We start from the raw sequence: 12,231 nt of genomic DNA, 5'->3' as shown, positions 1-12,231 counted from the left end.
GGCCACCGCCGCGTCAGTCGAGGCGGATGCTTGCGAGGGCCAGTCGTTGGAAGGGCTCGGTCTCGTTCCACCGGCTGTCCCGTGTGATCCAGGACAGGCTGTAAGCGCGGGCCCTGCTGTCGTTGACCAGCAGCCGGCGGGCGTGCAGCCGCACCCCGCCGGCCTGGTCGCAGGTGTACTCCCACTCCGCCGCGCCACCGGGGCGGATGACCGGCCCGATGCTGATCTTCTGGTAGCCGGCCAGCGCCCCGGTGGTCAGCGCGTCGCGCTCGGCGGCCTCCCACCGCCTCGACGGTACGGAGGAAGCCGCGGCGGCGGGGTCGACGGCGATGACCCGCACCTCGGCGGGGTCGCGGAAGCACACCAGTGCGCCCTCGGTGTGCCGGGTCCATCTCTCGGGCACCGCCAGCAGAAACCCGGCGGGGTCCTGGTGCCACGCCCACCCGTTCGGCAGGGCGTACGGCAGCGGCGCGTCGGCCTCCCGCAGAGGCTCGGCCTCGCTGAAGGCGGCATCGTCAAGGCAGGGGTGGGCCGGCGGTGCCGTCGCGGTCGACTCCACCACGCCGGCGGCCGCACCGCCTGGTTCGGCCGCCGCAGTGCTGTCCTGGCCGCGCCAACCGCCGATCACGACGCCGGTTGCCGTGACGACGACGGCCACGACCCCCAGCAGGCCCACCACGGCGCCAGCGAACGCCCAGCCGGTCGTCCGATCGCGGGTAATGGGTGCCAGGACCGGAATAACCATAGTGGTGATCGCGTCCGCGGCGATCGGATGCGTCGGCGTGACGGCCCGGGGTCGACGGCGCGAGGTGGCGCGCACACGAGGCCAGCGGCGCGCTCGCGGCACCGGCACGGGCGTCGCAGCGGCCACCTGCTCCAGTTGGTCGCGGGCCTCCTGCGCGGAGAGACGTTGGCGGGGGTTGCGCAGCAGGAGACCGGTGATCGCGGGTTCGAGCGGCGCGACGGTCATCCGGTCCGGCGTCTCGGTGGCCAGGGCGGCGAGCATGGCCAGTGTCGACGGCCGGCTCCAGGGCGGGCGGCCCTCGGCGGCCAGGTAGAGCGTCGCGCCGAGGGCCCACAGGTCGGTGGCGGGCGTGGCCCTGCCGTCGCGGGCCCGCTCCGGCGCGGTGTAGTGGACCGTCGACAGGCTCGCCGTGGTGACGGTCGCCGGATCCCGGGTGTCGAAGATCGACAGACCGAATCCGCCGAGCACGACCCGCCCATCGTCGGCAAGCAGCACGTTGTGCGGCCGGACCTCCCGATGCGTCACGCCCCTCGCGTGGGCGGCACTCAGTGCGGCGATCAGGTGCAGGCCGACGCGCGCCACCTCGGCCGGTGCCAGCGGACCATCGGTGGCAACCACCTCGGACAGGGACCGGGAGGGCACGTGCTCCATGACGAGCCACAGATATCCGTCGGTGCTCAGCACGTCCCACACCCCGAGCACGCCTGGATGATCCAGACCGGCCAGGCCGCGCGCCTCTGCGAGCGTGCCGTTCCGCAGCCGGGACCGCTCGGCGTCGCTCACCCATCCCGGCAGGGCGATCTGCTGGAGCGCGACGTGCCGGTCGAGCACCTCGTCGCGTGCCAGCCAGACTCGTCCCGGGGTCGCCGCGTCCCCGATCAGCAGGAGCCTGCGGTACCGGCCGGCGAGCAACTCGTCATCCATGCGAGTGATTCGGAGCAGTCCGCCGCCCGGATGGGTGGGTTGACCAGATGCACCAGGGGTCGGGCAGCGGACCGGGCTGGGCCGGCCACCGGTGTGACGGCGTCCGGCCCAGCCCGGTCTCAGCTCAGCCCGACCGTACCCACGATCAGCGTGGGGGCGACCGAACCACCGACGGGCTCGTTGGACACCCCGAACGTGCCCGCCTCGCCGACCGGACCGATGACAGTGGTCGACGCCCTGTCCCCCTCGGCGAGCTGTCCCACCTTGCGGGGCTCGCTACCACGGATGAGCCAGAGCTCGTAGATCCGCCCCGCACCGGGCGCGGGCAGGTCGCGCAGCAGCACCACACCCCGGTCGCGGTCACGGGAGACCACCACCGTGGCGGCACCACCGGGCGGCAGCGACCGCTCGAACACCCGGGCGTCCGGGGCGTCCAGGACGGCGGCGATCTGCCGGGCCTGCTCGCTGCTGGCCTGCTCGTCGCTGATCCGATCGTTGCTGACGGTCCAGGTGACCGCGCTCGCCCCACCGGCGACGAGGACGGCTGCGGCGGCGGCCACTGTGAGCCGTCGCCACCTGCCCGCCTGCCGTCCGCCGCTGGCGCCCGCGCCCTCGACGCGCAGCTGCGGGGTCCGGGCCGCCTGGGCGAGGGTCCGCTCCCGCAGACCCGGCGGGGTCGCCTCGATGACGGTGTCGTCGGCGAGGCGTGCGACGGTTTCCCGCAACTCGGCCACCTCGACGCGGCACGGCTCGCACTCGGCCAGGTGCCGCTCGAACGCAGCCCGCTCGACATCGTCGACCGCGTCCAGGACGTACGCACCAGCGAGGGTGTGAACATCGGCGCTCATGCCCGTCCCTCCATCTCGATGCCCAGGCAGTCGCGCATCCGGATCAGTCCGTCGCGCATCCGCGTCTTCACCGTCGGCAGCGGCGTCTGCAACTTCTCGGCGACCTCTCGGTACGTGTGACCGCCGTAGTAGGCCAGCGTCACCGACTCCCGCTGCACCGGCGTCAACCGGCCGAGGCACCGGCGGACCTGTTCCCGCTCCAACCGGGCGGTGACATCCTCGACCACCTCGTCGTACGGGACGTGTGCCTCGGTGGCGGCGACCTGCTGGGTGCGGTTGATGTGGGCCTGTTCGGAGCGCACCCGGTCCACCGCGCGGCGGTGCGCCATGGTCAGGATCCACGCCGAGGCGGAGCCCCGCCCGGCGTCGAAGCGACCGGCGGTGCGCCACACCTCGACCATCACCTCCTGCGTCACCTCCTCCGCCTGCGCCGGATCGCGTACGACCCGCCGGGCCAGCCCGAGGACCCGGCCCGCCATGGCGTCGTACAGCGTGGCGAACGCCGCCTCGTCACCCCGCGCCACCCGTGGCAGCAGCTCGTCGGCGTTCGGCGGGGTCGCGGTGTCCGGCGGCACCGAACGCAACCGCCGCCCCTGTTCCGGGTCACCGCTCATTCTCGGCATGTCCTCTCCTGTGCTGTCGGCGGCTCCGGTGTGCCGCCGCACTCGTGTCTAGGCGGGATGAGCGTGGGCGAGGCGCGCGTAGACGATGACATTGTCGCGGTAGTGCTGGGTGGTGTCGTCGAACTCGCCGCCGCAGGTGATCAGGCGTAGCGCCGCGTGGTCGGTCGCCCCGTACACCTCAGCGGTGGGGAAGCGGTCCTTGGGATGCTGCTCGACCTTGGTGACGGTGAACATCGCGGTGCTGCCGTCCTGACGGTCGACGGTGATCCCGGCGCCGACGGGCAGCTTGCCCAGGTCGAAGAACGTCCCGCGCCGGCCCTTCCAGTCGACGTGCCCGGCCAGCACGGCCGGGCCGAGAGCGCCGGGCGTCGGCGCCTTGGTGAACCAGCCCACGTCGGTGGCGCTGTCGGGAACCTGCATCGCACCGTCCGCCCGCAGGCCAAGGGCGACGATGGCGGCGGTGGCCTTCAGCGACGGGATCGACACCCGCGTCGGCGGTGAGCCGGCCATCAGCGGTCCCGAGGTCAGCTCACCCGGCCCGCTCGCCTGGGCAGGCGACGCGTTCGCGGCTGGTGCCGCAGCGGACGCGTCGGGTCCGGGTGGGTCGCCGCCCCGGTCGGCGACTGCGACACCGATCGTCAGGGCCGCCGTCGCGGTGAGGATGCCGGCCGTCGCCAGGAGCGCGCGGCGCCCCCGGCGACGGCCGGCCGGCACTGGTGCGTCACCGGTGTCCATCACGATCGCCGCCGGCTCAGCTCTCGCCGGCTAGCCGGCGTCGCGCGACGACCGCACCGGCGGCCCCGAGCAACGCGAGGCCACCCACGGCGTAGATCATCATCGGCGATCCGCCGGAGGTGCTGCCGTCGCCGGTGGCGACACCCCCAGCGGGTACGGAGCCGGCGGCCGCGCCGCTGACCATGCCGCACGTCGCGGGGTCGGTGGCCTCTGCGGGGATGCCGTTGACGCCCACGGACTTGGCGAACATCGACTCCCCGAGCGCTTCCATGTCGTATTTGCCGTTCTTGTTGGCGTCGATGCCGTGCTGCACGAGGTGCAGGTCCTTCAGGTGCGCGATCGTGCCCTGGGGCAGGTCCGCGGCGGGGATGGTGCGCTCGTAGCTGAGGTTGCCCTTCGCGTCGGCGGTCGGCATCCGGTCCACCGCCAGGCCGCTGGCCTTTGTCGTGTCTCCGGTGGTGGTCAACGAGATGAAGATGTCCCCGTACATCTTGAGGCCCTCTTCGGTGCTGACGTAGCCGTTGCCGTTGGCGTCGGCGGACTTGTCCGGGCAGTGGAAGTCCATGCCGTTCGCCGCGCCGTGCACGTGCTGGGCGTGCGGCGAGTTCGGCGTCATGCCCTTCGAGCGGATCATGACCTTCAGGTCACCGCCGCTGGTGGCAGTCAACGTGGCGGTACCGGTCGCGCCGGTCTCGTTGAGGTCCTGCAACTGGACCTGCACGCTCTCGTCGGCGTGCGCGACGCCCGGAAACGCGAGGACCAGCGCGGCGGCGGGCACGGCGAGCAGGGCTCGGGACAATCTCACAACGAATCTCCGTCTCCGCCTGGGTACGGCGTCGATGCTCAGGTGCTGTCATGGGGGATTCGTCGCCTCCCGTCCACCGGATTGGTCCGGGCCCGGATTCTTTTCCGGCCCGACGGCGACCCGTCGGGCGCACCAGGTCAGGTGATGGTGACGGTGGTGCTGTGCCAGCCGGTCGCGCCGTCCGGGAAGGGCGCGGCCCGTTCGTCGGTCTGGGTGGCGCCGGTGGCATCGATGGCCCGTACGCGCAGTGTGTGACTGCCGGAGGTGGCGTCCCAGCGGTAGGTCCACTGCCGCCACAGGTCCGGCGATGGGCCGTCGGCGAGGCGGGCCTGCCGCCACGGCCCGTCGTCGATCTGCACCTCGACGGCGGTGATCCCGCGCCATTGCGCCCAGGCGACACCGGCGATCATGACCGGGCCGGCGCGCCGTTTGGCGAAGGGTTTCGGAGTGTCGATGCGGGATGCGGTCTTGACGGGCGCCTCGGCGGCCCACCCGCGCTGCACCCAGTAAGGATCGAACGCGTCGAAGGTGGTCACCCGCATGGAGGTGAGCCACTTGCAGGCACCGACGTAGCCATAGAGACCGGGGACGAGCATGCGGACGGGAAAGCCGTGCTCCAGGGGCAGGGGTTCGCCGTTCATGGCCACTGCCAACAGCGCGTCGCGGCCGTCGAGGATCGCCTCGAGCGGAGTGCCGATGGTCATGCCCTCCACGGAACGGCTGACGAGCTGGTTCTGCCCGGCGCGGATGCCCGCCTCGCGGAGCAACGGCGCCAGGGGGATCCCCGTCCAACGGGCGGTGCCGATGTAGGGTCCGCCGACCTCGTTGGAGACGCAGTTGAGGGTGATGTCGCGCTCCACCAGGCCACGGGCGAGCAGGTCATCGAAGGTCCAGGTACGGGGCCGGTCGACCGCTCCATCCACTGTCAGTCGCCAGGTTTCCACGTCGACCTGCGGGACGGTGAGGGCGGTGTCGACGCGGTAGAAGTCCTGGTTGGGGGTGAGGAACGCCGGGACCCCGTCCACGCCAACCGCGACGCCGCCGGGTAGCGGCGGCGCAGGTCGCGCCGGCGGCGGTATGCGAACGGCCGCTCGGGAACGGGCACCTGCGGCGCTGCGACGACCGACAGCCTGACCGATGGTTGCTGTGGTCCCGGCGGTGACCGCTGCCCCCGCCGCCGCGGCCAGGAACTGGCGGCGGTCGAGCAGCCGGGGCCGACCCGAGCCAGGAACCGGGACCGTCCCAGCGGCGCGCGCCATCACCAGCATCGCTGCCGTCCCGATGCCGGCGCCCGCCAGGACCGGCAGGACGTCCACGTATGTCGCCGTCGGGCGGGACAGGACGGCGGCGACACCGACGGCAGCGAACGCGGCAAGGCCCGCCAGACCGTACCGGCGTCGTCGTAACGTCGCCGCGCCGAGCAGGACCGCGCTCAGGGCCAGCAGGGTGTAGACACCAGCGAGCAGGGCGACCTTGTCGTTGGCGCCGAAGGTGCGGATGGCGAATGCCTTGACCGGTTGCGGTGCCAGGTCGACAGCGACACTGCCGACTGCCAGCACCGGGTCGGCGGCCGGATCGACCAGTGCCGCGACGAGGTGCGCCACGCCGAGGGTGACCCCGGCGCTCAGCACGCCGACGACGAGGCCGCGGGCGGCGGTCATGCTTCGGGACGGCCCCGACCGGCGAGTCGCCGGTCGGGGCTCGATGGTGGTGGACATCCTCAGCTCTTGGGCATCAGGACGCTGTCAACGATGTACACGGTGGCGTTGGCCGTCGAGACGTTCCCGCACACCACCATCGAGATGCCGTTGACGGTGAACGACGTGCCACTACCGGTCACCGTGACGTCGTCGCCCTGCAACGTCTTGTGGGTGCCGGCCAGGGTGTCCGGGGACAGCTGGGTCGTCACCACGTGGTAGGTGAGGATCTTCTTCAGCATGGCGTCGTCGGCCAGAACCTTGTCCAGGTCGGCCTTCGGGATCTTGGCGAACGCGTCGTTGGTCGGCGCGAACACCGTGACGCCCTGCGCGCCGTTGAGCGAGTCCACCAGGTTGGCCTTCTTCACCGCCGTCACCAGCGTCGACAACAGCGGATTGCCGGACGCGGCGGTGGCCACCGGCACCTTCGCCATCGCCTCGAAACTTCCCGGGTTGGACGCGTCGGTCGGCACCGCCGCGCACCCCGAGCCGAACTGACCAGACATCATCATCGACGGCGAGGCCGAGGCCATCGGTGCGCTGGCGGACGTGCTCGGCGCGCCGCTGGCGGTGTCCTCGCTGTCGGTACCGCCGCAGGCGGACAGGGCCAGCACGGCGATTACGCCGACCGTGGCAAACAGGCGCCGCTTCATTCGAACTCCTCAGATGCTTGTACTCGATTGCTGCTGTCATGAGGCATTCGAGGCCGCCCCGCAGACGGATGGGTACAAGATCGGGAATTGTTTGCCGCCACCGATGACGAGCGCCCCGTCGGGGCAGGTCGACGGACCCACGGTCGGCCCGAGCGGACGTGGGGCCTACCCCTGCGAGAGCCCGTCGCCCGCAGTGGCGGTACGCAGCTCCTTGAGCACGTACGTGGCGGCCTTCTCGACGACGCGGATGCCCTCTTTCTGGCTCACGTGATGATCGGAGAGCACGGCGATGAGCCAGTCGTGACGGGCCTCGACGATCCGTCCGATGCTGTTGACCAGCCAGCGGCCGCCGTCGACATCAGCGGTGTCCCAGCCGTTCTTGACGTACGCGGAACGGCTGCCCGGCTCCCGCGCGGCGGTGACTCCCCACCGCTGCTCGGGGATCACCTTCTTCATGAGGCCCATGACGAAGGTACGGTCCTGCGGGGTCAACGGTCCCGTCGGTGACGTCAGCGCGGTCAGCAGACGGAGTTGGTCGGCGACAGTTGTCGTGGTGAGTCCCCACTGCGAGTTGGGCTTCGTCTCACGCAGACCGAGCGCGCGGTTCGCGGCGGTGAGGCCGCGCGAGCCATCGATCCGCTGCCACAGGGCGACCGCCGCATCGTTGTCACTGGACACGATCATGGCCTCGGCCAACCGCCGGGTGTCAGAACTCAGGGCCTTTCCCGGCGGGCTCTGGCGCAGCAGAAGGGCCGCGAGGATGTTGACCTTGACGATGCTGGCGGTCTCGAACCGTTTGGCGCCGACCGTCACCGCAGCCGTTCCTTGTCGATCCAGTGCCGCGACCGCCAGGTGGCCGTCGTACCGCTGCACGTAGGCCTTGATGCGGGTTCTCGCCTGGTCGATCCGGTCGATGGCCGGCGTCGTGGGGATCGGGCTGGTAGGCGATGGGCCGTGCGATGGTCCGACTCCGTCGCCGTCGCCACCGCGCGTGGCACCGAAGGCGGCCGTCCCGACGCCGGCCAGCGACATGGCGACCGCGGAGACGACCCACCGTCGCGGCAGCTGCCGCCCTTTCCGCTCAACCAAGGCGGGCCACCGCCCTCGCCGCGATCTCGTCCACCGCGGCCTGGCTGCCCGGATCGGGCAGGCGGATCGTCGAGACCGTCTCGCCTCGTTTCAGCATCACGAAGTACGTGATGGTGTTCGGGATCTCCGCATGCGCGATGCGACCTCGAACGAGCATGCCGGTGCCCTCCAGATAGTGCGGATCGACGACGTCGAACGAGACCTGCGATCCGAGGACCGGGTAACTGGCGCACCGCAGGAGGACCCGACGGACGTCATCGACATTCCGCTCGGCCCACCCAGGTTCGTACGTCTCCACGACGTGGTGGGCCGGCGGCGAGCCGTCAGACGGCCGGTAGTAGCGCTGCACGGCAGCGCGCCGATGCGACTTGGCCGGGTAGTCGCTGCTCTTGTAGTTGGGGCAGCTGTCCTGCTCCCACGGCCAGGACGCCAGACCGGTTCGCGCCTCGTCCTCATGCCAGTCCGCTCCCAGATCGCCCGCCCCCAGCAGCGGGCTCCGGTCGCCCCGTTCCGCGTTTGCGGTGTGCAGCTCCTCGGGGGCGACACCGGGCTCCCCCCGATGGCACCCTGCGGCAATCAGCATCAACGCCGACAGGACCGCCGGCACGACCGCGACCGAACCTCGGCCTCTGCCGCGAATCCGGCCCCAGCTCGTCCTGCTACTCGATACGGACACCGAAAACCTCCCCCAGACGCAGGTACTTGGCCACCGCGGGTGGCGCCTCAGCCGACGACGCGCGGCGGCACGTTCGTCGCCGCCGCAGCACCGACCCGGCGGTTACCGGCCGACGGTCCGACCCCATCGGGAATCCGCCGCACCCCGGCCGCAGGCGGGACCGGTCAATGGCGCTCCTCGGCGAACAGCTCGGAACGGGTATCGCCGAGCAACTCACGCAGGCGGTTGAGAGAGCGCATGCTCTGGCTCTTGACGACGGCAGTGGAGACGCCCACAACCTCGGCGGTTGTCTCCACGCTCAGGTCGTCCCAGTAGCGCAGGACGATGATCGCCCGATCCCGCAACGGCAAGGTGGCGACCGCGTCCAGCAACGTCATGCGCAGCTCGGCCGGATGTTCCTCGCCCCGCTCCGGCGGCGCCGACATCGCCAACTCCCGGCTGGAGCGACGCCGTTGCTGGTCGATCATGCAGCGCAGCAGTATCTTGCGGGCGTACGCGTGGGGATCGTCGGCCCGCCGGACCCGCCTCCAGCTGGCGTACACCTTGGCCAGCGTCGTCTGGGTGAGGTCCTGGGCGAGATGCCAGTCGCGGCACATCAGGAACGCCGCGTCGCGCAGGCGGCCAACGGTCGCCTGCGCGAACTCCACGAAGTCTTCGTCAGCCATTCGACCGGGCCAGCTTCGGGAACCTCTTGGTCCCGTTGACGACGTACTCGGCCGGCAGCGTCGTCCCCCAGTTCGGGTTCGCGGCGACCTCGATCGCCTCCTTCACGGAGAGGACGGGCGGTGCCGGCGAAGTCCCCTTGGCGTCCCAGACCAGACAGGTGGAGATCATGAGATCGACCTGGAGGCCAGCGTGGTGGTGCACGGTGACCGTCTGGGTCTGCACGCAGTTGTCGGGTACTTCGGTCAGCTCCACCGTTCCCGGGGCGGGGTCGCCGCCGAGGCGGTCCCGGTAGATGGAGAGCCGCAGCATGCCCGGTCCATCGCCTCGGTCCAGGTAGAGCTGGACGTACGGCATGCCGGGGCCTGCTCCGCTGCTCTCCAGACTCGTGTAACCGCTGGTTTTCCCCTTGGGCAGCAGCCTGGTCAGCAGTTCCAGGGCACCCTGCGGTGTGGTGGTCAGCAGTTCACCCTCCGGTCCTGCCCCGATCCTCACAGTGTCGATCACCGTGGTCGAGGAAGTCGGCGGCGCTGGCCGAAAGGGGTCTCTCTCAGTGCCCGCTTCGAACCCGGCCGGAGCACCACCGGAGGATCCAGCCGGGGACGGCATGGTGGGGTCGACCGATCCGCCCGGCAAGCCCACGTTCGCCCCGCCGGGCTGACCGGCGTCATCCGCTCCGACGCCGATTGGCCCGGCGGCCAGGCCGATCACGAGCAGCACCGCCAACGCCGATCCGCCGGCGCCGAACTGGGCCCGGCGGCGCTGGCGGCGCAGTCGGCGGCCCTGCGCAACCGACTGCTGGACCAGGTCACCCAACGGCGGTGCAGGGTGTCGGGCCAGGTCGTCCCTGAAACGCCCACGCACGTCGCCCATGTCCCGTATTCCTCCTCGGCCGACCGCCCCGGTGGCGATCCGTCACTGACCTGACGGGTTGACCCGCCGATTTGGTTACCGAACATCGGCGCGAACTTTCCGCAAACGCGTCGGGGGAACGCGGTGTTTCAGTACGTGTGCGGCCACCTTCGTAGCGTCACGCTCCGCTTGTGTGAGCGGTGAGGCACAACCCGCAGACCGTCCTAGGAGGTTAGGTCGACGCTCTTCGGCGATCCGGGCGTGCGATTGACCGTCGTCGAACCGGTTCCATAAGATGACCATCGATGAGGATCGCGGGTTGGAGTCGCGCCACACCAGCCGAGGCGGCAGCGCTGGCAGCACTCTTCCAACGCGCCGAGGGGGTCGCCCCGATCGGCCTGGAGCAGCGCGCCGAGGACGTCCGAAATCGACTGGCCACTCTCGGGCCGGACAGCGCCGGACGTACCCGAGTCGGCCGCGATGACACCGGCGGCGTCGCCGCGTACGGCGAGGTCGCCGACATGGGAACAGCTGACGACGTGCTCCGGATTCGCCTGACCACCGTGTTTCATCCCGACCTTGCCGACGACGTTCGTGCAGAGCTGCACCACTGGCTCATCGACCAGGCGAAGCAGTTACGGGATGACCGGGGATCGGCACAGGCCGTCCTCGGTATCCGGTGTGCCGAGAACGACCGGGCCGGCCGCGAGCGGCTGATCCATGGCGGTTTCGCGCTGGTCCGACACGAACGGGACCTCGTCCTGGCGGTGCCTGATGAGCCGCCGGCTCCCGCGCTTCCGCCCGGCCTGGTGCTGACACCCGTCGACGAGCGCTACGACGAGCTGGCCCGGCTGGCCCACAATGAGGCCTACGCCGACAGTCCGGCAGCGGTTCGACCAGACCAACGCACCTGGCCCCAGCACGCGACCGGACATCCGCGGTTCCTGCCCGACCTCTCCTGCCTGGCGCTCGCCGAGGCCGACCGAAGCGACAACCCGGTGGCCGCCTTCCTCTTCGCGCTCGCCGACGGCAGCACCGACACACCGACGGCGATTCTGCACTGTCTGGGCACCCGAGCACCCTGGCGCCGCAGCGGCCTGGCCACTGCGATGATCTCGCGGGTCCTGCACCGCGCCAGCTCAGCCGGCGTCAGACAACTACGACTCAAGGTCACCGACAGCAATCAACCCGCTCTGACGCTCTACCGGAAACTGGGTTTCGCGGAGTCGGGGCAAGGGTTCGCGGTGCTGATGCGGCAGCTCACCCCCGAGGCCGACGAGCAGCCGTAAGCCAAACGGTTCGTCGGCTCGCGCTCTGCGCCGCGTACGCGGAATGTTCCGCCACTGGCCACAGCGCATGGAGCCCGCCGACGCGTACGTCCAGCTTGTCGCCTCCGAGCCGGTCCACCGCGCAACGCCCGGTCGACCAGCCACCGTGCGCGGGCCTCCAATCCCGCCGCCCAGATCCGTAACAGGCCCGAAACTACCGGTTGAAAACTCTGGAATTTTCTGCCAGCCTGAGAGGCATCGACAAGTGTGAACGTTAACAAGATCCGTTAGGACTGGAGGCGCTCCACGCGACCGTCGGGCCCACCCACCTGCCAGGTGACCACGTCCACCACCGAAAGAGCGCAACGCCCCCAACCACCCCCGACGGGCGACCGGGCCTACTTGCCACCGCTCCTTTATCCGCTGGCCAGGTAGCCCGATCCGACTCGCATCCGGTCTGATGCCTGACCTGGGCTCCGGCCCGCTCGGGCGGACTCACCATCGTGCCCGCCGCCATCCGGTGGGACCTCCCAACGAAACAGCGACAGGAATCCCTTACCCCACCACAGGAGGATCAGCATGGTTCCCCGAACCCGTCCCATCGGGCGCGCCCGACTGCGAACGCTCACATTTTCCGGAACGGCCGCGATAAT

The 12,231-nt window shown here is 70.6% G+C and carries 12 protein-coding genes; 1 reads left to right on the top strand and 11 read right to left on the bottom strand.

The features are described from left to right. Positions 1–13 precede the first annotated feature (13 nt). The 11 genes from OG992_RS00310 to OG992_RS00260 all read right to left on the bottom strand — a co-directional run bounded on the left by OG992_RS00310 (position 14) and on the right by OG992_RS00260 (position 10,331). The gene (locus OG992_RS00310; RefSeq protein ID WP_238684153.1) at positions 14–1,669 is read right to left on the bottom strand and encodes a serine/threonine-protein kinase; all 1,656 of its coding nucleotides are present in this window, start codon (positions 1,667–1,669) and stop codon (positions 14–16) included. A 119-nt stretch (positions 1,670–1,788) separates the two neighbouring features. After that, positions 1,789–2,517 (bottom strand): anti-sigma factor, encoded by a 729-nt coding sequence (locus OG992_RS00305; RefSeq protein WP_238684154.1) that lies wholly within the window; start codon positions 2,515–2,517, stop codon positions 1,789–1,791. Next, positions 2,514–3,140 (bottom strand): sigma-70 family RNA polymerase sigma factor, encoded by a 627-nt coding sequence (locus OG992_RS00300; protein ID WP_238684155.1) that lies wholly within the window; start codon positions 3,138–3,140, stop codon positions 2,514–2,516. The genes OG992_RS00305 and OG992_RS00300 overlap by 4 nt, the downstream gene beginning before the upstream one ends. A 48-nt stretch (positions 3,141–3,188) precedes the next feature. Continuing rightward, entirely contained in the window at positions 3,189–3,875 is a 687-nt protein-coding gene (locus OG992_RS00295) for a class F sortase (RefSeq protein WP_238684156.1), read from the bottom strand. Positions 3,876–3,891: 16 nt separating this feature from the next. Then, positions 3,892–4,680, bottom strand: a complete 789-nt coding sequence (locus OG992_RS00290; protein WP_238684157.1) for a hypothetical protein — start codon at positions 4,678–4,680, stop codon at positions 3,892–3,894. Between the two features lie 137 nt (positions 4,681–4,817). Further along, a complete protein-coding gene (locus OG992_RS00285) occupies positions 4,818–6,341 on the bottom strand; it encodes a molybdopterin-dependent oxidoreductase (RefSeq protein ID WP_266305119.1) in 1,524 nt (507 codons plus the stop codon). 59 nt (positions 6,342–6,400) lie between these two features. Next, positions 6,401–7,030, bottom strand: coding sequence for a fasciclin domain-containing protein (locus tag OG992_RS00280; protein WP_266301912.1), 630 nt, complete (start codon positions 7,028–7,030; stop codon positions 6,401–6,403). Positions 7,031–7,195: 165 nt separating this feature from the next. Then, positions 7,196–8,119, bottom strand: coding sequence for a serine hydrolase (locus tag OG992_RS00275; protein ID WP_266301911.1), 924 nt, complete (start codon positions 8,117–8,119; stop codon positions 7,196–7,198). Then, entirely contained in the window at positions 8,112–8,726 is a 615-nt protein-coding gene (locus tag OG992_RS00270) for a hypothetical protein (RefSeq protein ID WP_266301910.1), read from the bottom strand. The genes OG992_RS00275 and OG992_RS00270 overlap by 8 nt, the downstream gene beginning before the upstream one ends. Positions 8,727–8,959: 233 nt before the next feature. After that, positions 8,960–9,460 carry a SigE family RNA polymerase sigma factor gene (locus tag OG992_RS00265; protein ID WP_266301909.1) on the bottom strand — a complete coding sequence of 167 codons (501 nt, stop codon included), beginning with the start codon at positions 9,458–9,460 and terminating at the stop codon, positions 8,960–8,962. Beyond that, positions 9,453–10,331, bottom strand: coding sequence for a hypothetical protein (locus tag OG992_RS00260; protein WP_266301908.1), 879 nt, complete (start codon positions 10,329–10,331; stop codon positions 9,453–9,455). The genes OG992_RS00265 and OG992_RS00260 overlap by 8 nt, the downstream gene beginning before the upstream one ends. A gap of 284 nt (positions 10,332–10,615) precedes the next feature. Between OG992_RS00260 and OG992_RS00255 the strand changes: the two genes are divergently transcribed. Then, positions 10,616–11,599 carry an N-acetyltransferase gene (locus OG992_RS00255; protein WP_266301907.1) on the top strand — a complete coding sequence of 328 codons (984 nt, stop codon included), beginning with the start codon at positions 10,616–10,618 and terminating at the stop codon, positions 11,597–11,599. Positions 11,600–12,231: the final 632 nt, after the last annotated feature.

This window comes from Micromonospora sp. NBC_00362 (assembly GCF_026342155.1).
Classification (GTDB): domain Bacteria; phylum Actinomycetota; class Actinomycetes; order Mycobacteriales; family Micromonosporaceae; genus Micromonospora; species Micromonospora hortensis.
Note: the sequence above shows the minus strand (reverse complement) of the source record. Positions and strands in the feature narration are given on the sequence as shown.